At 69.1% G+C, this 21608-nt stretch carries 19 protein-coding genes and 2 tRNA genes; 7 read left to right on the top strand and 14 right to left on the bottom strand.

Annotated elements, in window-relative coordinates; genetic code table 11:
• Positions 1 to 268 precede the first annotated feature (268 nt).
• Positions 269 to 1609 (top strand): MFS transporter, encoded by a 1341-nt coding sequence (locus AC3ANN_RS09070; protein ID WP_488340646.1) that lies wholly within the window; start codon positions 269 to 271, stop codon positions 1607 to 1609.
• 242 nt (positions 1610 to 1851) lie between these two features.
• Positions 1852 to 2394 (top strand): GNAT family N-acetyltransferase, encoded by a 543-nt coding sequence (locus tag AC3ANN_RS09075; protein WP_488340647.1) that lies wholly within the window; start codon positions 1852 to 1854, stop codon positions 2392 to 2394.
• Positions 2395 to 2397: 3 nt separating this feature from the next.
• On the opposite strand, the gene AC3ANN_RS09080 is transcribed toward AC3ANN_RS09075, so the two are convergent.
• Positions 2398 to 3228 carry an endonuclease domain-containing protein gene (locus AC3ANN_RS09080; protein WP_488340648.1) on the bottom strand — a complete coding sequence of 277 codons (831 nt, stop codon included), beginning with the start codon at positions 3226 to 3228 and terminating at the stop codon, positions 2398 to 2400.
• A 385-nt stretch (positions 3229 to 3613) separates the two neighbouring features.
• Between AC3ANN_RS09080 and valS the strand changes: the two genes are divergently transcribed.
• Both valS and AC3ANN_RS09090 read left to right on the top strand, forming a co-directional pair.
• Positions 3614 to 6196, top strand: coding sequence for a valine--tRNA ligase (gene valS / locus AC3ANN_RS09085; protein ID WP_488340649.1), 2583 nt, complete (start codon positions 3614 to 3616; stop codon positions 6194 to 6196).
• 1 nt (position 6197) lies between these two features.
• Positions 6198 to 6452, top strand: coding sequence for a hypothetical protein (locus AC3ANN_RS09090; protein WP_488340650.1), 255 nt, complete (start codon positions 6198 to 6200; stop codon positions 6450 to 6452).
• Between the two features lie 24 nt (positions 6453 to 6476).
• Here AC3ANN_RS09090 and AC3ANN_RS09095 read toward each other — a convergent pair whose 3' ends face one another.
• Genes AC3ANN_RS09095 through AC3ANN_RS09105 form a run of 3 tightly spaced genes read right to left on the bottom strand, consistent with a single transcriptional unit; the run spans position 6477 to position 8682 of the window.
• Positions 6477 to 7823, bottom strand: coding sequence for an MFS transporter (locus tag AC3ANN_RS09095; RefSeq protein WP_488340651.1), 1347 nt, complete (start codon positions 7821 to 7823; stop codon positions 6477 to 6479).
• A complete protein-coding gene (locus AC3ANN_RS09100) occupies positions 7820 to 8059 on the bottom strand; it encodes a hypothetical protein (protein WP_488340652.1) in 240 nt (79 codons plus the stop codon). Before AC3ANN_RS09100 ends, AC3ANN_RS09095 begins: the two co-directional genes overlap by 4 nt.
• Positions 8056 to 8682, bottom strand: a complete 627-nt coding sequence (locus AC3ANN_RS09105; protein WP_488340653.1) for an ArsR/SmtB family transcription factor — start codon at positions 8680 to 8682, stop codon at positions 8056 to 8058. The genes AC3ANN_RS09100 and AC3ANN_RS09105 overlap by 4 nt, the downstream gene beginning before the upstream one ends.
• 107 nt (positions 8683 to 8789) lie before the next feature.
• On the opposite strand from AC3ANN_RS09105, the gene AC3ANN_RS09110 reads away from it, so the two are divergent.
• Positions 8790 to 10841, top strand: a complete 2052-nt coding sequence (locus AC3ANN_RS09110) for a M3 family metallopeptidase (protein WP_488340654.1) — start codon at positions 8790 to 8792, stop codon at positions 10839 to 10841.
• Positions 10842 to 10844: 3 nt separating this feature from the next.
• Here the strand turns inward: AC3ANN_RS09110 and AC3ANN_RS09115 are convergent, their stop codons facing one another.
• From AC3ANN_RS09115 to AC3ANN_RS09160, 10 genes are all read right to left on the bottom strand, one after another.
• A complete protein-coding gene (locus AC3ANN_RS09115; RefSeq protein ID WP_488340655.1) occupies positions 10845 to 11918 on the bottom strand; it encodes an alpha/beta fold hydrolase in 1074 nt (357 codons plus the stop codon).
• A gap of 80 nt (positions 11919 to 11998) precedes the next feature.
• The gene (locus AC3ANN_RS09120; RefSeq protein ID WP_488340656.1) at positions 11999 to 13123 is read right to left on the bottom strand and encodes a class I SAM-dependent methyltransferase; all 1125 of its coding nucleotides are present in this window, start codon (positions 13121 to 13123) and stop codon (positions 11999 to 12001) included.
• Positions 13124 to 13258: 135 nt separating this feature from the next.
• A complete protein-coding gene (locus tag AC3ANN_RS09125; protein WP_488340657.1) occupies positions 13259 to 14071 on the bottom strand; it encodes a hypothetical protein in 813 nt (270 codons plus the stop codon).
• 85 nt (positions 14072 to 14156) lie between these two features.
• Complete coding sequence (locus tag AC3ANN_RS09130; protein ID WP_488340658.1) at positions 14157 to 15275, bottom strand: epoxide hydrolase family protein; 1119 nt, start codon at positions 15273 to 15275, stop codon at positions 14157 to 14159.
• A 37-nt stretch (positions 15276 to 15312) separates the two neighbouring features.
• Entirely contained in the window at positions 15313 to 16581 is a 1269-nt protein-coding gene (gene clpX / locus AC3ANN_RS09135; protein WP_488340659.1) for an ATP-dependent Clp protease ATP-binding subunit ClpX, read from the bottom strand.
• Positions 16582 to 16791: 210 nt separating this feature from the next.
• The gene (locus AC3ANN_RS09140) at positions 16792 to 17466 is read right to left on the bottom strand and encodes an ATP-dependent Clp protease proteolytic subunit (RefSeq protein WP_488340660.1); all 675 of its coding nucleotides are present in this window, start codon (positions 17464 to 17466) and stop codon (positions 16792 to 16794) included.
• A 32-nt stretch (positions 17467 to 17498) separates the two neighbouring features.
• Positions 17499 to 18083 carry an ATP-dependent Clp protease proteolytic subunit gene (locus AC3ANN_RS09145; RefSeq protein WP_488340661.1) on the bottom strand — a complete coding sequence of 195 codons (585 nt, stop codon included), beginning with the start codon at positions 18081 to 18083 and terminating at the stop codon, positions 17499 to 17501.
• A 79-nt stretch (positions 18084 to 18162) separates the two neighbouring features.
• A complete protein-coding gene (locus AC3ANN_RS09150) occupies positions 18163 to 18651 on the bottom strand; it encodes a tetratricopeptide repeat protein (RefSeq protein ID WP_488340662.1) in 489 nt (162 codons plus the stop codon).
• 73 nt (positions 18652 to 18724) lie between these two features.
• Entirely contained in the window at positions 18725 to 20173 is a 1449-nt protein-coding gene (tig, locus tag AC3ANN_RS09155; protein WP_488340663.1) for a trigger factor, read from the bottom strand.
• Between the two features lie 81 nt (positions 20174 to 20254).
• Positions 20255 to 20328: transfer RNA gene (locus tag AC3ANN_RS09160), tRNA-Pro, on the bottom strand.
• A 153-nt stretch (positions 20329 to 20481) separates the two neighbouring features.
• On the opposite strand from AC3ANN_RS09160, the gene AC3ANN_RS09165 reads away from it, so the two are divergent.
• Both AC3ANN_RS09165 and AC3ANN_RS09170 read left to right on the top strand, forming a co-directional pair.
• Positions 20482 to 20555, top strand: a tRNA-Gly gene (locus AC3ANN_RS09165).
• A 128-nt stretch (positions 20556 to 20683) separates the two neighbouring features.
• Positions 20684 to 21586 carry an alpha/beta fold hydrolase gene (locus AC3ANN_RS09170; RefSeq protein ID WP_488340664.1) on the top strand — a complete coding sequence of 301 codons (903 nt, stop codon included), beginning with the start codon at positions 20684 to 20686 and terminating at the stop codon, positions 21584 to 21586.
• The last annotated feature ends 22 nt before the right edge of the window (positions 21587 to 21608 follow it).

Consider the following 21608-nt stretch of genomic DNA (forward strand, 5'->3'; position numbering starts at 1 on the left):
GACCGGTCCGGATGCTCCAGACAGACCGCGGTACCACCCTGCATTGACGGAGGCCTGACCTCAGGCATCCGTCCCCTCTCACTGCGGCTGTGACGGGCCTGCCCCGCTCGGTTCTAGTGGGGACTCCGCGCGAGCGGCGTCCCGTTCTTCCGAGGGCTCCCCGGTGATGGCCGGATCGACGCCTGTCCGTCGATTCTACCGGCCCCGCACAAGAGGGAATGCCGGAGGCGTGCCGGAGGTTTCTGGACTCGTGCCAAGATTGACCTCCGTGACCGCAGCATCCGCACCCGACACCGCCGCCGCACTCGAGGCCGCCCCGACGCGCCGCGTCGCGTGGGCGTCCATGGTCGGCACCTCCCTGGAGTCGTTCGACTTCTACCTGTTCGCGTACTTCTCGGCCTTCTTCGTCGGGCCGCTCTTCTTCGACCCGCTGGGCGAGTTCGGCGCCACGAGCGCGGCGTTCCTCACGATCGCCCTCGCCTTCGTCGTGCGACCGATCGGCGCGCTGCTGTTCGGCTTCATGGGCGACCGCCTCGGACGACGAGCCACCCTGCTGTGGACCGTCGGCATCATGGGCGTCGCGACCGGCCTCATCGGTCTCCTGCCCACATATGCGCAGGCGGGCTGGCTCGGCGCGATCCTGCTGATCGTGCTGCGCATCGTGCAGGGCCTGTCGCTCGGCGGCGAGTGGGGCGGCTCGATCCTCATCGCGACCGAACACTCCGGTCCGGTCAAGCGCGCGTTCTACGCGGCGATCCCGCAGCTCGGCTCTCCGGTCGGGTCGATCCTGTCGGCGACCGTCTTCATCGTCATGACGCTCGTGCTTCCGGCCGAGGCGATCGCCGCCTGGGGCTGGCGCATCCCGTTCCTGCTCGCGATCCCGCTGCTGCTGGTGTCGCTGTACCTGCGGTGGTCGATCTCCGAGACCCCGGTGTTCCAGGGAGTCGTCGCCGAGGGTCGCCGCGACCGCGTCCCCTTCGTGACGATGTTCGCGCGGCGCCCCGGCGCCATGGCGATCGCGATCGGCGCCGCCCTGCTGGGCATCGGGTCGTACTCGCTGATGAACACGTACACGGTCAACTACGGCGTCGAGCAGCTGGGCTTCAGCTTCCAGGACCTCCTCGTCGCGACGACCATCGGCGGCCTCCTGCAGCTCGTGACCATCCCGCTCTTCGGCGCATGGGCGAACCGCATCGGCTCGGCCCGGGTGGTGCTGTGGGGTGCGCTCGGCACGCTCCTCATCACGTTCCCGATGTACTTCCTGCTGCAGTTCGCGACGTTCCCGATCCTCGTCGGGACGATGATCATCGGCGGCATCCTTCCGACGATGGCGTGGGCGGCACTCGGCGGCCTGATGAACGACCTGTTCCCCGACAACTTCCGCTACTCGGCGCTGTCGTTCGCCTACGCGCTGGCCGCCACGATCAGCGGCTTCGTGCCGTACGTCACGCTCAGCCTCGGCGAGGCGACGGGCTACGCCTGGTGGCACCCGGGCGTCATCCTCGCGGTGATGTCGGCGGTCACGCTGGTCGCAGCGTGGCGGGCCGCGCGACGCGCACCCGAGCCCGAGCTCGCCACCGCGCCCGAGACCGCGACCGCGCTCGTCTGAGACGTGGCGGATGCCGCGGCCCGCGGCATCCGTCACGATCTCGGCGGCATCCGGCATCCCGTCTCCTGCGCTCATGCCGCGGCACACCGGTTCACGCGCACTTGCGGCTCGCGGCGGCCGTCCTCCGCTCGCCGGAGGAGGACCGACCCAGGGAGGACGCAGCCGCCGATTGGCGTCCTCCCATGCTCGATTCGCCTCCGCCGAGCGGAGAGCCAGCGAGAGGTGGCTGAGAGGATGGGCTGATGATCCTGCGGACAAGCCGGCTCGAGCTGCGTGAACTCGAGGACGACGACCTCACGGCGCTGCACGCTGTTCTGGGAGATCCCGTGGCGATGCGCGCCTATGAGCACGGATTCTCGCTCGACGAGTCGCGCGACTGGCTGCAGCGACAGCAGCGTCGGTACCAGGTCGACGGGTTCGGGCTGTGGGCAGTCGTGCTGCGTGAGACCGGCGAGGTCATCGGCGACTGCGGCATCACGCGCCAGAAGGTCGAAGACGACGAGGTGATCGAGGTCGGCTATCACCTCAGGCGCACGTTCTGGCACAACGGGTTCGCCGTCGAGTCAGCAGGCGCATCCGTGCGCTGGGCCTTCGAACACCTCGACATCGACGACGCGTATGCGAAGGTCCGCGACACGAACCTCGCGTCGATGAACGTAGCGATCCGGCTCGGCATGACCGTGCGGCGGCGGTTCGTCACGCACTATTCAGGAATCGACATGCCGCACTACGCCTTCGCCGTCTCCCGCGCGGCCTGGGCGAGGCATCCCCGCGGGGAAAGCTGACGATCACGCAACCAAGTGCAGTCCCTGGGCAACGGCGCGCATGATGAGGCCCTGTACGCTCGGCCAGTCGTCCACGATCTGGTCGTAACCGACACGGATCACGTGATATCCGCGAAGCATCAACTCGGCGTCATGCCGGTTGTCCTCGGTGCGCTGCGCGCCGACGTGCGTCCCACCGTCGATCTGCAGCACCAGTCGATCGCCGATGAGGAAGTCGACGCGGTGACCGTGGATCCACGCCTGAGCGAGTATCGGCAGGCGCATCCACTCCAGCCGTGGGACGACCAACGTCTCGAGGCCGGAATCAGCGAAAGGTCGGGCCGCACTCAGAATCTCGCGCGCGCCTGAAGAAAGCGGCATCTTGCCGAGCACCAGCCGGTCCGCGAGCCCCTTTCGGAGCGCCGACTCCCACACCACGAGTGCTCGCTCGTATGGCTGGCAGGCAGCGACGAGCGCCAGGACGTTCTCGACGGGATCGACGAGGACATCGGGTGGACGAGCAACGAGTGGCCGCGCCCGGTGCACGGTCGTGTCTTTCCAATGCGCGATCCGCCCTGCATGCGCTCCGGCCGCGACATGAGTTCCGAGCCCCTGATCCAGCACCCAGAGCCCGAGCCGGCGTGCCCCCGTCACGCAAGACAGCACGACTCCGGCGGTGGCCGCCCACACGAGCATGGGGTCGGCATCCGTCGCCGCCACCCAACGGCGCCGCACCCGAACGAGCACTCCTGAAGTCACTGCTTTTTCGATGAGGTGAGCCTTGACCCCGTCGCGCACGAGGGTTGCGCTCGGAACGACCCCGCCTCGTCGGCGCACAATGTCAGCGACGTCCATCCATCCAGCGTGAAGCACCGGACTCGACCGTCGACCTGTTTCGCGTCGAACTGTGGACCTGGCGCAGCCGGGCCCCGTCGGGGAGGAGGGGATGGACGACTCCGTGGCACCGAGATGCAGGAAGGGCCCACCTTCTCGACCTGTCCCGTTCCGTGTCCTCCGCTGCACGGAGGACGATCGGCCTATGGAGGACGAGCTGCGCCCGGTTCGCCCTCCATTCCCCGATCCTCCTCCGGCGATCGGAGGGCACGACGACGGTGACGGATGCCGCGGGCCGCGGCATCCGCCACGATCCCGGCGGCATCCGAGCCCGGGATAGAATCGATCGGCATCCCACACTCAGGCACGCTCACACGGTGCCGCACATATCGATCGAGGAGACCCGATGGCCGACGCGCTCATTCCCGACAAGCCCGCCCTGGAAGGCCTCGAGTCCAAGTGGGATGACGCGTGGAAGGCGCAGGGGACGTACGCGTTCGACCGCGCCCGCGCCGCCGAGGTCGGCCGCACCCGCATCTTCTCAGTCGACACTCCCCCGCCGACCGCCTCGGGAAGCCTGCACATCGGTCACGTCTTCTCGTTCACGCACACCGATCTCAAGGTGCGTTTCGAGCGCATGCGCGGCAAGACCGTGTTCTATCCGATGGGCTGGGACGACAACGGCCTGCCCACCGAGCGCCGCGTGCAGAACTACTACGGTGTGCGGTGCGACCCTTCGCTCCCGTACGACCCGGACTTCACTGCGCCGTTCGAGGGCGGCGACAACAAGTCGAGCCGCGCCGCCGACCAGGTCCCGATCAGCCGCCGCAACTTCATCGAGTTGTGCGAGAAGCTGACCGTCGAGGACGAGAAGCACTTCGAGGCGCTCTTCCGGCAGCTCGGCCTCAGCGTCGACTGGGCGCAGACCTACCGGACCATCTCGGACGACACGATCCGCACCAGCCAGCTCGCGTTCCTGCGCAATCTCGAGCGCGGCGAGGCGTACCAGGACCTCGCGCCGACCATGTGGGACATCGACTTCCGCACCGCGATCGCGCAGGCCGAGCTCGAGGAGCGTGAGCAGCCCGCGGCGTTCCACCGCGTGGCGTTCCATCGCACCGACGGCGCCGGCGACGTGCACATCGAGACCACGCGCCCCGAGCTCCTCGCGGCGTGCGTGGCGCTCGTGGCGCACCCCGACGACGAGCGGTACCAGCCCCTGTTCGGCACCACGGTGCGCACGCCCCTGTTCGACGTCGAGGTCCCCGTCCTCGCGCATCCCCTCGCGCAGCCCGACAAGGGGTCGGGCATCGCCATGATCTGCACGTTCGGCGACGTCACCGACATCGTGTGGTGGCGCGAGCTGCAGCTTCCGAACCGCACCATCCTCGGGCTCGACGGCCGCGTGCTGCCCGACACGCCGGAGGCGATCGTGACGGATGCCGGCAAGGCGGCGTATGCGGAACTCGCGGGCAAGACCGTCTTCAGCGCCAAGAAGCGCGTCGTCGAGCTGCTCCAGGAGTCGGGCGAGCTCATCGGCGACCCGAAGCCGTTCTCACACGTCGTGAAGTTCTACGAGAAGGGCGATCGCCCGATGGAGATCGTCTCGACGCGCCAATGGTACGTCCGCAACGGCGCGCGCGACGAGTCGCTGCGCGAGAAGCTGATCGCTCTCGGCGCGCAGATGTCGTGGCACCCCGACTTCATGCGCGTCCGGTTCGAGAACTGGACGAACGGCCTCACCGGGGACTGGCTCGTGTCTCGCCAGCGGTTCTTCGGCGTGCCGATCCCCGTGTGGTACGCGCTCGACGAGAACGGCGAGCGGGACTACGACCGCGTGCTCACCCCCGATCCCGCATCGCTGCCGGTCGATCCGTCGACCGATGTGCCGCCCGGGTACACCGCCGACCAGCGCGGCGTGCCGGGCGGATTCGACGGAGAGAACGACATCTTCGACACGTGGGCGACGTCCTCCCTCACGCCGCAGCTCGCCGGCGGGTGGGAGCGCGACCCGGAGTTGTGGGACCTCGTCGCACCGTTCGACCTGCGCCCGCAGGGCCAGGACATCATCCGCACGTGGCTCTTCTCGACGCTGCTGCGCAGCGCGCTCGAGGACGACCGCGCGCCGTGGACGGATGCCGCCATCTCGGGCTTCATCGTCGACCCCGACCGCAAGAAGATGTCGAAGTCGAAGGGCAACGTCGTCACGCCGGCCGACATCCTCGCCCAGCACGGGTCCGACGCGGTGCGGTATTGGGCGGCCTCGAGCCGTCTGGGCACCGACGCCGCCTTCGATCCGCAGAACCCGACCCAGATCAAGATCGGCCGTCGTCTCGCGATCAAGGTGCTCAACGCCGCGAAGTTCGTGCTGTCGTTCCCGGTGCCAGAAGGCGCCGAGATCACGCACGCCCTCGACGCGTCCATGCTCGCGAGCCTGCACTCGGTGGTGCGCGAGGCGACGAAGGCGTTCGAGAACTACGACCACGCGCGCGCCCTCGAAGTCACCGAGTCGTTCTTCTGGACCTTCTGCGACGACTACCTCGAGCTCGTCAAGGAGCGCGCCTACAACCAGACCGACGTCGGGCAGGCCTCTGCGGCGCTGGCGCTGCGGCTCGCACTGTCGGCCCTGCTGCGGCTTCTGGCGCCGGTCCTGGCGTTCGCGACCGAAGAGGCGTGGTCGTGGTTCAACGACGGCTCGGTCCACACCGCCGAATGGCCCGTCGCTCCCGAAGAGGAATCCGGCGACCCGGCCGTGCTCACGGCGGTGAGCCAGGCGCTCATCGGCGTGCGCCGTGCGAAGACCGAGGCGAAGGCGTCCCAGAAGACCCCCGTCGCGTCGCTCACGATCGCCGGCCCCGCCGCGACACTCGATGCGATCCGTCTCGCCGAAGGCGACCTCAAGGCCGTCGGGCGCATCGCCGAGATCCGCTACGCGGAGGCCGACGCCCTCGCGGTGACCGACATCGTGCTCACCCACCAGGAGGCCTGACATGCAGCTCGGAACGCGCTGGACCTCGGGCGACGAGCCGCCGAAGGCGGTGCCCGAGGCCCTGCGCCGCGGCATCCGTCGCGTCGATGAGGCCATCCCCGACGACGACCTCGGACAGCCGCGCCCGCGGTGGACGCTCACGTGGCTCGAGGGCCGCCCGATCGCGGAACTCGACACCGGCGTGATCGTGTCGCTCGATGCGGAGGGCGAGGCCGTCGTCCGCCACGACGACGAAAGCGGGTTCGGCGGTCACTGAGGCGACCGCCGAACCGGGTATCGCTCAGGCGTGGGCCGCGTCGACCTCGGCGCCGGCGTTGCGGGTGCCCACGACGAGGAGCCGCGCGCCGAGGATCGTCGCGACGATGATGAAGATGCCGGCCGCGACGAACGGCAGCCGGAGCGAGCTCTGAGCGACCCAACCGCCGAGGACGGTCGCAATGGGGAACATCCCCCATGTGAGTGTGCGGATGATGCCGAGGACGCGGCCGAACAGTCGCGCCGGCACGATCTGCTGCCGCAGGGCTCCCCACGGCACGTTCCACACCGAGATCGAGAACGCCCCGAAGGCGTAGGCGATGCTCGCTGAGAACACCTCGGGCGCGAGGCCGGTCAGGCCGAGCCCCAGGGCGGCGCCCACGTTCGCTCCGAGCATGACGCGGCCGCGGCCGAACCGCTCCACGAGCCGCGGTGCGACGAGCGAGCCGAGCAGCGCCCCGACGCCGATGCCGGCGGTCACGAAGCCGATCGCGTACTCCTTCACGCCGAGGTCGTCGAGGAAGTACAGGAGCGTCGCGGCCTGGGCGAACGACAGGGCGCTGCCCACGAGCGACGTGTACAGGGTCATCGCGCGAAGGTACTTGTGGTGCCACAGGTACGAGAGCGCGTCGCGCGCCGACGTGTTCGACGAGGCCTGCGGTGCGGGGACGGGCTCCGCCACCGCGCCGGCGGCGACGTCCGGGGCGTCGGCGTCGGGCACTCGTGCCTCGTCACGCAGCGGTCGCGCAGCGGCGACCGGAAGCAGCAGTGCGAGCACGATCGGGATGAGGTAGCCCGCCGAGCCGATCCACAGTGGCAGCGCGAGCGAGATCGCGAAGAGCACCCCGGCGATGGGCTGTGCGACGAACATGTCGATCGTGATCTGGGCAGCCTGCATGCGACCGTTCGCCCGGTCCAGCTGAGGACGCTTCACAACCCCCGGGATCACTGCGTTGGTCGCGTTGTCGAAGAGGGTCTCGCCGAGCCCGAAGACGAGTGTGCCGACGAACAGCGCCCACAGCTCGAGCCCCCCGGTCGCCGTGAGGATCGCCAGCCACAGCGCCACGCCGAAGCGCAGGACGTTCGCGACCGCCATGATGAGCCGGCGGTCGAAGCGATCCACGATCATGCCGGCGGGAAGTCCGAACAGCAGCCACGGCACGAAGGCCAGCGCGGTGATCACCGAGATCGCGAGCGGGTCCCGGGTCAGGGTCGTCGCGATCAGCGGAACGGCCGTGCGCCCGATGCCGTCGGCGAGGTTGCTGAATGCAGCGGCGGTCCACAGCTTGCCGAAGTCGCGCCCGAGCGGGTCCCTGCGTGCGCGCCCTGTCGGTGCGTCGGTCGCCGCCGCGGTGTCGACTCCCCTGCTCATCGCGGGAGGAGCCCGATCGCGCCGTGCGCTTCGGCGTCGCGCCGACGCTCGGCCGCCGCCGCCTGAGCCGTCAGGACACGTCGGGATCCGTCGCCGGCACGCCTTTCGAGCCGTGCGACCACGAAGGAGTCGATGGTGGATGTCGCACGCAGCAGCGTACGGTCGAAGCGAGTGGCACGGGCTGCAAGAGCGGGAGCCACGATGAACAGCGGGTGCTGCGCGGTCGCGGTGGTCATGTCCTGTCTCCTAGTTGTGGCAGCGGGAAGAGGTCGGCCCGGATCGTGACGGGCCGGACGCCCTCGCCGGTCTGATTGCGGTAGTTGTCCACGGCGTCGTCGATCAGCGCCATGATCTTGCGGGCGAGCTCCTTGCTCTGCTCGGGAGTGAGGCGCGCGGTCGCCGTCGAGATCATGCTCGCGTCCTGCCACTCCGCGTCTTCAGCGGTGAGTCCGCGCTCGGAGAACTCGAGCAGCTGCTCCTGTCGCTGCCTCAGGAACTCGCTCATGACGAGCTGGGTCGCCGCGCGCCCTGCCGGCGTCTTGATCGCCTCGGGGTTGGAGAACGACACGCCGCCGACCGGTCGTTCCCACCAGCGCTCGCGCCCGGAGCCGCGGTCGGCGACCTCCTGGATCAGATCGTGCTTGGCGAGTGCGCGCAGGTGATAGCTCGTCGAGCCGGAGGACTCTCCGAGCCGCTCGGCCAGAGAGCTCGCTGTCTGCGCGCCGTACTGGCTGAGGATGTCGTAGATCTTCACGCGCAGCGGGTGAGCCAGCGCCCGAAGCGCCCCGACGTCGAGGATGCGGTCCTGACGCCCTTCACGCCCAGAAGCAGCCGCATCTGCGAGGGTCTCGTCTGACATACCCCGACGCTATCGCATGCAAAGGGTTCTTTGCAAGCACTTCTTTGCAAGTATGTGTTTGCAAAGGTTCGTCGGCAGCGCACGACTCCCGCGGCTAGGCTTGCCCCATGCCGACCGAGAATCCGCTCCTCTCCCCCAGCACCCTGCCCTACGGGCTTCCCGACTACCCGACGATCCGCCCCGAGCATTACCTTCCGGCGTTCGAGGCAGCCTTCGACGCCCACCGGCGCGAGATCCAGAACATCACCCGGGTGCGCTCGATGCCGACCTTCGAGAACACGATGGTTCCGCTGGAAGAGAGCGGCAAGCTGCTGGGCGATGTCGCCCGCACGTTCTACACCGTGTCCTCGGCCGACGCGACCCCCGAGATCCAGGAGATCGAAGAGGCTCTCGCTCCCCTGATGTCCGCTCATCAGGACTCCATCCAGCTGGATTCGGCCCTGTTCTGGCGCATCAGGACGCTCCACGAGCAGCTCGACGATCTCGACCTCACGCCCGAGCAGCGGTACCTCGTCGAGCGCCATCACACCGAGATGTCGCATGCCGGCGCCGGCCTCGACGACGACGCGAAGGCGCGCCTCACGGAGCTCAATCAGCGACTGTCGACCCTCACGACCCAGTTCGAGAAGAACCTCCTGGCCGACACGAACGACCTGGCCGTGGTGTTCGACGATGTGACGGAGCTCGACGGGCTCAGCGAGGGCGAGATCTCCGCGGCCGCACAGGCCGCCGCCGACCGCGGCCTGGACGGCAAGTGGGTCGTCACGCTGACCCTCTTCACGGGGCATCCGTACCTCTCGACCCTCACCGATCGCACGTCGCGTGCGCGCCTTCTTCACGCCTCCCGATCGCGCGGATCCCGCGGCAACGACCACGACAACCGCGCCACGCTGCTCGAGATCGTGCGCCTGCGCGCCGAGCGCGCCGCGCTGTTGGGCTACGACTCCCACGCCGCCTACATCACCTCGGACGAGACCGCGGGGTCGCCCGAGGCCGTGCACAACCTGTTGCGGCGTCTCGCCGTGCCCGCGGCGCGCAACGCACGGCGCGAGCAGGAGAAGCTGCAGGCGATCATCGACGCCAAACCCTCGCCGTTCCCCCTCGAGGCGCACGACTGGGCCTTCTACACCGAGAAGGTGCGCGCCGCCGAATACGATCTCGACCGTTCCGCGCTCCGCCCGTGGTTCGAGGCCGAGCGCGTGCTCCGCGATGGCGTGTTCCGCGCCGCCACCGAGCTGTACGGCATCACGTTCCAGGAGCGGACTGAGCTGCCCGCCTACCATCCCGACGCACGCGTGTTCGAGGTGTTCGACGCCGACGGCTCCGCGCTCGGCCTCTTCATCCTCGACCTGTACACGCGCGACACGAAGCGCGGCGGCGCATGGATGAACTCGATCGTGCTGCAGTCGCGACTGCGCGGCACGTCGCCGGTCGTGGTCAACAACCTCAACGTTCCCAAGCCCGCCCCGGGCCGTCCGACACTCCTCACGCTCGACGAGGTGACGACGCTCTTCCACGAGTTCGGCCACGCGCTGCACGGCCTCTTCGCAACGGTCACCTACCCCCATTTCGCCGGCACCAACGTCTATCGCGACTTCGTCGAGTTCCCGAGCCAGGTCAACGAGATGTGGATCTACTGGCCCGAGATCCTCGCGTCCTACGCCCGTCACATCGACACCGGAGAGCCGCTTCCGGCCGAGGTGGTCGACAAGCTCCATGCGTCGGAGGTCTTCAACGAGGGCTTCGCCACGAGCGAGTACCTCGCCGCCGCGTGGCTCGACCAGGCGTGGCACTCGCTCTCGGTGGACGAGGCGGCGGGCGATCTCGACGTCGCCGGGTTCGAGGCATCCGCCCTCGCCGACATCGGTCTCGACAACCCCGCCGTGCCCACTCGCTATTCGTCGACGTACTTCGCGCACGTCTTCTCGGGCGGCTACAGCGCCGGCTACTACTCGTATATCTGGAGCGAGGTGCTCGACGCCGACACCGTGGAGTGGTTCCGCGAGAACGGCGGGCTGCGTCGCGAGAACGGCGACCGCTTCCGGGAGAGGCTGCTCGGCGTGGGCGGATCGAAGGATCCGCTGGAGGCCTACCGCGATTTCCGCGGGCAGGATGCCGACATCCAGCCGCTGCTGGAGCGCCGAGGGCTCGCGGGCTGAGTCTCAGCCGGCGTTCGCAACGGCCCATGCCGCCGCGGCGGCGCGCGACGGCACACCAAGCTTGGTGCGCGCGTTGGCGACGTGCCGATGGACGGTGTGGACGCTGAGGAACAGCTCGGCGGCGATCTGGGCGTCGGTCCTGCCCTGCGCGACGAGGAGCAGAACCTCATGCTCGCGCGGCGAGATCGGCGATGCGGGTCGTGGGCCCCGATTCGTCGCGCCGGTCTCGGCTCTCCCGGACTCGAGCCGAACGCGCGCCTCATCCACCCCATCGAACGCCATCGCGCGACGCAGGAACGCCCCGGCATCGCCGTGCCACGGATGATGCGCGTCGCCATCGAGCACCTCCAGGTGGGCGCCCGGGATCGCCTGTGCGGTCGCGACGCCGAGTGAGAGCCGAATGGCGCGATCGCCGCGCCGGTGCAGGACGAGCGTCGGGGAGCGAACCGAAGCGGCCGATTCCCGTGCATCGAACCGGTACACGGCGCGGAGGGCGGCGGCAGCGGCGTGCGACGTCGCCGAGGATCGCTGGTGAGCGATGTACGCGCGCCGCTGAGCGGGCGTCGCGCCCGGGTAGAAGATGTCCGACATCACGCGCGAACTCACGCCCCAGCTGCGGCGGACCAGCTCCACGAGAGCCTCGCGGTCCTCCGGACCCGCGATCGACGATCCGTCGAGGTAGGAGCCGGCGAGCACCAGCCGACGCACGCGCTCGGGATAGCGGGCGGCGAACTCGACCGCGACCGGGCAGCCTGACGACCCGGCCATGAACGTGACCTCCTCCACTCCGGCGGCATCGAGCACCGCAGCCACGGCGTCCACGTGCGGCGCGAGCGAATCGGGCGTCTCGCCGCGTGAGCGCGACAGTCCGCTGCCCGGCGGGTCCATACGGATCACCCGCCGGTGGCGGGCCATCTCGCTCACGAACGCCTGGAACGGCGGGTACTCCCAGTCCCGGACCAGATGGCTCATCCACCACCCGCCGATGAGCACGGGCGCGCCGGCGCCGAGCTCCGACCAGGCGACATCATCGGTGCCCGACCACGCGTAGCGAACGTCGACGGACGTGGACTCCACGAGTTCAGTATGGACGACGACCCGCGCCGCGTGGTGCGGCGCGGGTCGTGCGACGATGTGCCGTCGTTGCGTCTCGGTGTTCACCGGTCGAGCCGGTAGAACGACCACGTGGGGTGCTCCACCGCGAGGCGCGTCGTGCTCGCGAGGCCCGCCTGGCGGCTCCACTGGGCAACCGTGGGTGCGCGCAGCACCGTCCCGTGGGCGTGACCGGCTCCCTCGGCGAGCGTGGCCGGCAGGCAGTGCAGCACGCTGAACGCCGAGAACATCCGGTCCAGCGGCCCGGCAGGAGCCGTGAACTCGTCCTCGACCTTCACGTCGCCGATGAGGATGGCACCGCCTGGCTCGAGGAGATCCGCCGCCACCGAGAGCGCCCGCTGCGGGGCGTTCATATCGTGCAGGGCGAGGAAGACCGTGACCAGGGTGACGCGACCTGCGGCCGCGCCGGCGAGTGCCGCCTGGTCGCCGGCGTCCGCCAGCACGAAGTCGACCCGCTCCGCGATCCCCGAATCCGCGGCGTTTGCGCGCGCCTCGGTGATCGACGCGTCGTCGAGGTCCACCCCGACGACGCGCGCGTTCGGGAATCGTCGTGCCAGAGCGATCGTCGACCAGCCCGTGCCGCAACCGAGGTCGAGGATCGTGCCGCCCTCGTCGAGCCGCGCTGAGATGTCGGGCAATTGCTCCATCCACAGTGGCAGAGCGTGCGTGTATCCGGGGCGGTACGTGTACTCGAGGCCGTGGCGCATGGCGCTGCCGAACTCGGCGAAGGTCACACCCTCGCCGCGCACGTATCCCTCGCTCACGCGGTCGAACGTCGCGCTGACGCCCGCGAACATCGTGGCCAGGCCGGCCCCGTGAAGCGGATGCGAGGAGTCCAGCAGCACCGGGCGATAGGCGGCCGGGAGCTCATAGGTGCGGTCTTCGCCGTCCGCCGCGGTCAGGATGCCGGCGATGGCCTGCTGGTCGAGCCACTCGCGCAGCTGGCGCTCACCGAGGCCAGTGGCACGCGCGAGCTCGGCTGCCGTCGCAGCGCCGTGGGCATCGAGTGCGGCGTAGAGTCCGAGCCGGTGACCGAGCTCGATCGTGAGCAGCTCCAGCGCGGACGGCAGCGATTCGAGCAGACGTTGGGTCAGCGCTGCACCGACCTCCGCGTCGAGTTCGACGCCCTCTTCTTCTGCGGCGACGGTGGCGTCGACGATGGTGGACATGGGTTCTCTCCTTCAGTGGGACGGGCTGGTGCGCCCGTGTCGTGGACAGTTCACCCGTGATGCCGTCCCCGCCGCATCGGCAGGACCGGCCATCGAGTCGCGGTGCGGATGGCCGGAACCGGCCATCCACGAGGCTCACACGAGGTGACGGAAGAAGCGCACCATCTGCTGGTGCTTGACGGCGATCCAGGTCGAGTCGGCCCGGGCGACCTGCACACCGGCGGCGTCGACGATCGCCACGGAGGTCTCGTGCCTCCGACCGTGATGCGCTCGCGTCCACGAATACACCACGAGAGGCTCCCCCACGAAGGGGCGCCGCTCGACTCGCGCGGTCATGGTGCCGAGCACGCACATGACCCGTTCTCGCAGCGCGGCCGCAGGAAAGCTCGGGCAGTCCATCGCCGCCCACACTGCCGGGTAATCCGCGATGCCGGCGTGTGCGTACTGCGCGCCGACGACCCAGGGTGCGGCCAGAATCTCGGGGCGACCGGGCACGGGCCCGGGCGTCACATGCATGCCGTCGGCGCGAGCCGGGCCGCAGACGACGCAATCCGAGAGCGCGTGGCGCACACCGATGAGCGGATGAGCGCCGCGCGCTCGCCTCGCGTCCTCGAATGTCGGCGGAGGCGGGTCGACCGCTGCGACCAGCGTTCCCGGTCGCGCCTCGGCGACGAGGATCCCCTTGTCGTGCACGACGACGCTGCCCGAGGAGAAGTCCGAGACTTCCAGGGGCACGCCCAGGCGGATGGGCCGGCGCAGCACGACCGTCACGGTGTCGGAGTCGACGCGTGTCGCGATCGTGCCGGCGGCGAAGCCTCCGTTCGCCGAACGACGAGGTCCGTTGAGGTGACGATCGATCTGCAGCGGGCCGGGTCTCACGGCGAAAGGCAGCCCGATCGGTCCGGGGATGGCGTGAGCTGTGCTGTCGTACGTGGCTGGTGATGACATGGCATCAGCGAACCCGACCGGGCGCGCGCCCGGCATCGCACCGACGGGCCATCCGGATGGCCCGATCGGGCCATCCGAGGGCTGCTCAAAGTGCGCCGACCTCCGAGGCCAACGCCCGCGCCCGCTTCGCCATGACGGCCGGTACCTCTGCGACCGTGAAATGGCCGCCCTCTTCGAGGCGCTCGAACGTGCGGAGGTCGAGGTAGAAACGGCGCGCGAGCGATTCAGGGTAGTCCCACTCGTGGCGCTGGATATGGACGGATGCCGGAACCTCGACGGGCGGCATCGCGTCGGGCTGATCGGCGCCCTCGTAGTAGGGACGGAACGATGTGCCGATGGACTGCGTCGTCCAGTAGATCATCGCCTCGGTGAGCAGCCGGTCGCGCGACATCCGCGTCTCGATGCGACGCGGGTCGTCGCCGGGCGTGTCGCTCCATTCGACGAGCTTCTCGACGAGCCAGGCGAGCAGACCTGCGGGCGAGTCGTTGAGGGCCGCCGCGAGCGTGTCGGGACGCGTCGCCTGGACGTGCCCGTACGCGCCGTTCGCCCCACCCCACTCGTCGAGCCGGGTGAAGAACTCCGCCTCGTCCGGTGCGTCGAGGTGCTCGCGTTCGGCGCGCGACGGGAAGTGGGAGTGCGTCACGAGAACGCCTGCCACGGACTCGGGATACGAGGCCGCGATCAGGTCGTTGACATTGGCCGAGACATCCTCGCCGTACGTGAAGTACCGCTCGTAGCCGAGAACATCCGTCATGAGGCGGTGCATCGTCTCGGCCAGGCGCACCTCGGTCATGGGGCCGTCGGCGTAGGGCGACGAATACGCGAACCCGGGGAAGCTCGGCACGACGACGTGGAAGTCGGGGACGAGGTCGGCGAAGTCGAGCTGCAGCGCGAACGTGTGCGGCCAGCCGTGCATCACGAGCAGCGCGGGTGCGTCCGCACGGGCGGCGCGCCGGTGCACGAAGTGCACCGTGGCGTCGCCGATGTCGGCGAGGAACTGCGGATGCTCGTTCAGCCAGCGTTCGCGGGCCCGCCAGTCCCAGTCACGCCAGGTGTCGACCAGCTCGGCGAGGTACCCGGCGGTCATGCCTGACGTCGGACGCCGCGGCGAGTCCGCGAGTGGGCGGAACCGATCGAGCCGCTCGTACAGGTCGGCCAGCTCGTCGTCGCCAACGTGGATGGAGAAGGGCCGCAGCGTGGTCATCCGGCGAGGCTACCGCCGGCCTCCGACACCGCGCGGGTCAGGCGCTCTTGCGCTTCTCGCGGAGGATGAGCGTCGGCGCCGCGCCCTCCTCGACCGCCGCGCGCGTCACGATCACCTTGTCGACGTCATCCGTCGACGGGATCTCGAACATGATCGGCCCGAGCACGTCCTCGAGGATCGCGCGGAGACCGCGAGCACCCGTCTTGCGCGCCACGGCGAGGTCGGCGATCGCCTCAAGCGCCTCGAGGTCGAACTCGAGCGTGACGCCGTCGAGCTCGAACATGCGGTGGTACTGCTTGACCAGCGCGTTCTTCGGCTCGGTGAGGATCTCCATGAGGGCCTCGCGATCGAGCGGTGAGACCGACGCCACCACCGGCAGCCGGCCGATGAACTCGGGGATGAGGCCGAACTTGTGGAGATCCTCGGGCTGCACCTCGCTGAAGAGGCTGAGGTCGTCGCCCTTGTTGTGCAGCGGAGCGCCGAACCCGACGCCGTGCTTTCCGACGCGGGACGAGATGATGTCTTCGAGGCCGGCGAACGCCCCGGCCACGATGAACAGCACGTTGGTCGTGTCGATCTGGATGAACTCCTGGTGCGGGTGCTTGCGGCCGCCCTGCGGAGGAACGGAGGCGACCGTGCCCTCGAGGATCTTCAGCAGCGCCTGCTGCACGCCCTCGCCCGACACGTCGCGCGTGATCGACGGGTTCTCGGCCTTGCGGGCGATCTTGTCGACCTCGTCGATGTAGATGATGCCGGTCTCGGCGCGCTTGGTGTCGAAGTCCGCCGCCTGCAGGAGCTTCAGAAGGATGTTCTCGACATCCTCCCCGACGTATCCCGCCTCCGTGAGGGCGGTGGCATCGGCGACGGCGAACGGCACGTTCAAGCGCTTGGCCAGCGTCTGGGCGAGGTAGGTCTTGCCGCAGCCGGTCGGGCCGAGCAGCAGGATGTTGCTCTTGGCGATCTCGATCTCGTCGGCGCGCTGCTCGGCGGACTGGATCGTGCCATGGGCACGGACGCGCTTGTAGTGGTTGTAGACGGCGACCGAGAGCGCGCGCTTGGCGTCGTTCTGCCCGACGACGTACTCCTCGAGGAAGGCGTAGATCTCGCGCGGCTTGGGAAGGTCGAAGTCGGCGACGACGCCCGACGAGGACTCGGCCATGCGCTCTTCGATGATCTCGTTGCACAGCTCGACGCACTCGTCGCAGATGTACACGCCGGGACCGGCGATCAGCTGCTGGACCTGCTTCTGGCTCTTGCCGCAGAAGGAGCACTTGAACAGGTCGGCGCTCTCACCGATGCGTGCCATGAGGCTCCTCCTCGTCACGACGGAGGTCTTCCCCCGTGCTGTCCTCCGAGCCTAACCGCTGCCGACGACAAGGGGTGGGATTGCGACGCACGTTGTGGACGCGTACGCCGTGAGCAGAACGCGCGGCAACGACGACGCCCCGCCGCCCGGGAATCGGGCGACGGGGCGTCGCGGGAACGGTCTTCGGGCAGGAGGCCCGGAAGGCTCGCGCTACTTCGTCAGCGCCTGCTGGCCGCGCTTGCGCGTCGTCAGGACCTGGTCGACGAGACCGTACGACACGGCCTCCTCCGCCGACAGGATCTTGTCGCGATCGATGTCCTTGTTGACCTCTTCCTTGGTCTTGTTCGAGTGCTTCGCCAGCGTCTCCTCGAGCCACGTGCGCATGCGCATGATCTCGGCCGCCTGGATCTCGATGTCGGAGGCCTGACCGTGACCGGCCTCGCCCATCGCGGGCTGGTGGATCAGGATGCGGGCGTTCGGCAGCGCCAGGCGCTTGCCGGGAGCGCCGGCCGCGAGCAGCACGGCAGCCGCGGACGCCGCCTGACCGAGCACGACGGTCTGGATCTGCGGCGACACGTACTGCATGGTGTCGTAGATCGCCGTCATCGCCGTGAACGAGCCGCCGGGCGAGTTGATGTACATGATGATGTCGCGGTCGGGGTCCTGGGACTCGAGCACGAGCAGCTGTGCCATCACGTCATCGGCCGACGCGTCGTCGACCTGCACGCCGAGGAAGATCACGCGGTCCTCGAACAGCTTGTTGTAGGGGTCCTGGCGCTTGTAGCCATAGGCGGTGCGCTCTTCGAACTGGGGAAGGATGTAGCGGCTGCCGGGCATCTGCAGCGCGTGGGGTGACGCGGCCGGGCCGAAGGTGGGGGTCTGCATTCGGGTTCTCTCTCTTTCGCCTTCGGGTGCCGTCAGTTCGCCGTGCCGCCGCCGCCCACGACGTCGGTCGCGGACTCGCGGATGTGGTCGACGAAGCCGTACTCGAGCGCCTCTTCCGCCGAGAACCAGCGGTCACGGTCGCCGTCGGCGTTGATCTGCTCGACGGACTTGCCGGTCTGCGCCGCGGTGATCTCTGCGAGGCGCTTCTTCATGTCGAGGATGAGCTGAGCCTGCGTCTGGATGTCGCTCGCGGTGCCGCCGAAGCCGCCGTGCGGCTGGTGCAGCAGTACGCGGGCGTTGGGCGTGATGTAGCGCTTGCCCTTGGTGCCCGCCGTCAGCAGCAGCTGGCCCATAGACGCGGCCATGCCGATGCCGACCGTCACGATGTCGTTGGGCACGAACTGCATGGTGTCGTAGATCGCCATGCCTGCCGTGATCGAGCCGCCGGGTGAGTTGATGTACAGGTAGATGTCCTTCTGCGAGTCCTCCGCCGCGAGGAGGAGGATCTTCGCGCAGATCTCGTTGGCGTTGTCGTCGCGCACCTCCGACCCGAGCCAGATGATGCGGTCCTTCAGCAGCCTGTCGAAGACGCTCGTCGCGACAAGTGGTTCGGCCATGTGTGCTCCTGTTTCCTTGGGTCGCCATCGAATCTACCGGGGTGCCACGAGCGACCCGCCCGTGTTCGCCCTGGGCAGATCAGGCGTCGTCGCCGTGCAGTTCCGCCGCGTACGACGCCACCGAGCGGCGGTAGCGCGACAGGTGCGGCGCGAGTGCCGAGAGGGCGACGGATGCCGCCTCCCGCGCGTCCCCGGCCGAGACCAGGCTCAGCGCCAGGAAGGCCGCGGCCTCGTCGCGCAGCGGCGACTCGGGCTGACGGTCGAGCTCCGCCCGCAGCATCCGTATCGCCTCGTCGGCGCGATCCAGGTTGCGCAGCGTGCTCGCCAGCTGGATGACCGCCTGCGGCCGGTGCTCGTCGTCCAGTCCCGCTTCGAGCGCGGCGCGGTAGAGCGGCTCGGCCTCGGTCTCTCGCCCCGCCGCATCGCGCGCGCCGGCGCGCTCGAACATCGCCCTCGCGTCGAACGGGCGCTCAGCCGCCAGCCGATCGATGAGTGCGATCCGATCGTCGTCGCTCACGGTCTCGTCGTCCCAGACCGCCGTCACCCGGGTGTCCCACTCGTCGGTCACGTCTCTCCTCGATGACGGAGGGGACGGATGCCGCGGCATCCGTCCCCTCACGATGTCTTGCGTCGCGCGGCGCTCACTCGGCGTCGGCGTCGGCCTTCTTGGTGCTCTTCTTGGCCGGTGCCTTCTTGGCCGGAGCCTTCTTGGCGGGCTTCTCCTCGGCCTCGATCACGGCGTCGGCGTCGGCCGCGGCATCCGCGATCTCCTGCGCCTCCTCGACGACCTCCTCCTCGGCGGCCGCCTCGTCCTCGACGGCGACGAAGCCGGTGAGGTCGACGGGGTTGCCGTTGGTGTCGACGACGGTGACCTTGCCGAGTGCGACCGCGAGGGCCTTGTTGCGCGCGACCTCTCCGATGACGGCGGGCAGCTGGTTGCCCTCCTGCAGCGCGTTGACGAAGTCCTGCGGAGCCATGCCGTACTGTGCGGCCGACTGCACGAGGTACTGCGTGAGCTCGTCCTGCGAGACCTGGACGTTCACCTGCTCGGCGATCTTGTCGAGGAGCATCTGCGTCTTGAACTGCTTCTCGCTGGCCTCCGCGACCTCGGCGCGGTGCACGTCGTCCTCGAGGCGGCCTTCGCCCTCGAGGTGGTTGTGCACCTCGTCCTCGATGAGCTGCGGCGGGACGGGGATCTCGACCTGCTCGAGCAGCGTCTCGATGAGCTTGTCGCGGGCCGCCGAGCCCTGCGTGAACACCGACTGCTGGCCGACGCGCTCCTTGAGGCTGTCGCGCAGCTCGGCGATGGTGTCGAACTCGCTGGCGATCTGCGCGAAGTCGTCGTCGGCCTCGGGCAGCTCGCGCTCCTTGACGGCCTTGACCGTGACCGCGACCTCGGCCTCTTCGCCGGCGTGGTCGCCGCCGACGAGCTTCGAGCGGAACGTCGTCTCCTCACCGGCGGTGAGCGACTCGATGGCCTCGTCGATGCCCTCGAGCAGCTCGCCCGAACCGACCTCGTACGACACGCCCTCGGCGCGGTCGATCTCGGTGCCCTCGATCGTCGCGACGAGGTCGAGCTCGACGAAGTCGCCGGTCGCGGCGGGGCGGTCGACCGTCACCAGCGTCCCGAAGCGGCTGCGCAGGCGGTCGAGCTCCTCGTCGATCGCGGCCTCGTCGACCTCGACGGCCTCGACCTCGACGGTCGTGCCCTCGAAGGCGGGAAGCTCGAAGTCGGGACGCACGTCCACCTCGACCTCGACCTCGAGGTCGCCCGAGAAGTCCTTCTCGTTCGGCCACTCGGTGACCTCGGCCGACGGACGACCGAGCACGCGGAGCTCGTTCGCGGCGACGGCGTCGCGGTAGAAGCCGTCCAGGCCCTCGCTCACGGCGTGCTCGAGCACCGCGACGCGGCCGATGCGCTGGTCGATGATCGGCGCCGGAACCTTGCCCTTGCGGAAGCCGGGGATCTGCACGTCCTGAGCGATGTGCTCGTACGCGTGCTTGATGCTGGGCTTCAGCTCTTCGGGGCTGACCGTGATGTGCAGCTTCACCCGGGTCGGGCTGAGCTTCTCGACGGTGCTGTTCACCATGCCTGTTCGTTCTCCTCTATCGGACCGCGCGCGGGCGCGGCTGGGTCAAGTCTGGCTTCCGGAATTCTGAGGGCCGTGATGTCGGGGCGACAGGATTTGAACCTGCGGCCTCCCGCTCCCAAAGCGGGCGCTCTACCAAGCTGAGCTACGCCCCGGGCGGGTTCGCACGCGTGCGCGCGCCTTTCGGCCCCGAGAAGTCTAGCCGACGCGCCGGGGCGGCGCCTGCGCGGCACCTCCCGGCGGCTCCGCCGGTTCGAGCCTGCACCGCTTCGTGGCATAGAATGACGGATGCCGCGGCTCGCCGCTGCGGGGATGTAGCTCAATGGCAGAGCCTCAGTCTTCCAAACTGATGGTGCGGGTTCGATTCCCGTCATCCCCTCCACTGCCCGCCTGGACCGACCGGAGGTCGCACCAGGCGGGCATTCGCATTCACGCGATCCGCGCTATGGGTTCGGCGCTCCACAGGGCCAGACTGGGTGTCGGCACCGACCTTCGTCCCCAGGAGCCGTCATGAGCACGCCGACCTCACCGTCAGGACCCGCCAGACCGCGCAAGCTTCCGCGGCGCGCGGCATCGAGCCTCGCCGAGAAGTGGACGACCATCGACGGTGTCGATGTCTTCTATCGTGAGTCGCCCAACCCGCCGAAGGACGCACGCGTGATGGCGCACGTGCATGGCTTCGGGCTCTCGGGCCGCTACCTGCTGCCGACAGCCGAGCGGCTGTCGAACGAGTTCCACACGTTCGTGCCCGACCTTCCGGGGTTCGGGCGAAGCGGCAAGCGCAGGGACATGCTCGACATCCCAGACCTGGCGCGGGCGGCCCGTGACTTCCTCGACGATCGCGGCGTCGAGAAGGCGACTCTCGTGGGCAACTCGATGGGGTGTCCGGTGATCATCGAGTTCGCGCACACCTATCCTGAGCGGATCGATCGCGCCGTGCTGGTGTCGCCGGCCGGCGGCGTGCACAACCAGCCACTGCGCCGCGCGATCGGCCAGCTTGCCGCGGACGCTCCGCGCGAGCCCACGCGGATGGCGGGCGTGGCCGTGCCCGACTACGTGCGGTTCGGCGTGCCCAGCACGGTGCGCATGTTCCGTGCGTTGACGCAGTATCCGTCGCTGCAGCGGCTGCTCGAGATGCAGATCCCGACGCTCGTCGTGCTGGGCGCGCGTGACCCGCTGCTGCCGCACGCGCACCGCGTGGACGAAATCGCCAGCCAGACCGACAGCCACGTGCTGGTGGTGCTGCTGGACGGCGCCGCGCACGCGATCAACTTCAGCCATCCCGGTCAGCTCGCGCACGTCATCCGTCTGTTCATGGACGACCAGCCGATCGTCAACGACCCCACGTGGCCTGGGCACGTGCGACTGTTCGAGGTGCACCGAGGAAAGCACCACCCCTCGCCGAAGGGCTGAGCCTCAGTGCCGAAGGGCTGAG

This window comes from Microbacterium sp. STRO-2N, from assembly GCF_057747775.1.

Bases quoted from the DNA above. Each gene is read 5' to 3' on its own strand.
- AC3ANN_RS09075 (WP_488340647.1), top strand. From the start codon at position 1,852: ATGATCCTGCGGACAAGCCGGCTCGAGCTGCGTGAACTCGAGGACGAC.
- AC3ANN_RS09080 (WP_488340648.1), bottom strand. From the start codon at position 3,228: ATGGACGTCGCTGACATTGTGCGCCGACGAGGCGGGGTCGTTCCGAGC.
- valS (WP_488340649.1), top strand. From the start codon at position 3,614: ATGGCCGACGCGCTCATTCCCGACAAGCCCGCCCTGGAAGGCCTCGAG.
- AC3ANN_RS09090 (WP_488340650.1), top strand. From the start codon at position 6,198: ATGCAGCTCGGAACGCGCTGGACCTCGGGCGACGAGCCGCCGAAGGCG.
- AC3ANN_RS09095 (WP_488340651.1), bottom strand. From the start codon at position 7,823: ATGAGCAGGGGAGTCGACACCGCGGCGGCGACCGACGCACCGACAGGG.
- AC3ANN_RS09100 (WP_488340652.1), bottom strand. From the start codon at position 8,059: ATGACCACCGCGACCGCGCAGCACCCGCTGTTCATCGTGGCTCCCGCT.
- AC3ANN_RS09105 (WP_488340653.1), bottom strand. From the start codon at position 8,682: ATGTCAGACGAGACCCTCGCAGATGCGGCTGCTTCTGGGCGTGAAGGG.
- AC3ANN_RS09110 (WP_488340654.1), top strand. From the start codon at position 8,790: ATGCCGACCGAGAATCCGCTCCTCTCCCCCAGCACCCTGCCCTACGGG.
- AC3ANN_RS09120 (WP_488340656.1), bottom strand. From the start codon at position 13,123: ATGTCCACCATCGTCGACGCCACCGTCGCCGCAGAAGAAGAGGGCGTC.
- AC3ANN_RS09125 (WP_488340657.1), bottom strand. From the start codon at position 14,071: ATGTCATCACCAGCCACGTACGACAGCACAGCTCACGCCATCCCCGGA.
- AC3ANN_RS09130 (WP_488340658.1), bottom strand. From the start codon at position 15,275: ATGACCACGCTGCGGCCCTTCTCCATCCACGTTGGCGACGACGAGCTG.
- clpX (WP_488340659.1), bottom strand. From the start codon at position 16,581: ATGGCACGCATCGGTGAGAGCGCCGACCTGTTCAAGTGCTCCTTCTGC.
- AC3ANN_RS09140 (WP_488340660.1), bottom strand. From the start codon at position 17,466: ATGCAGACCCCCACCTTCGGCCCGGCCGCGTCACCCCACGCGCTGCAG.
- AC3ANN_RS09145 (WP_488340661.1), bottom strand. From the start codon at position 18,083: ATGGCCGAACCACTTGTCGCGACGAGCGTCTTCGACAGGCTGCTGAAG.
- tig (WP_488340663.1), bottom strand. From the start codon at position 20,173: ATGGTGAACAGCACCGTCGAGAAGCTCAGCCCGACCCGGGTGAAGCTG.
- AC3ANN_RS09170 (WP_488340664.1), top strand. From the start codon at position 20,684: ATGAGCACGCCGACCTCACCGTCAGGACCCGCCAGACCGCGCAAGCTT.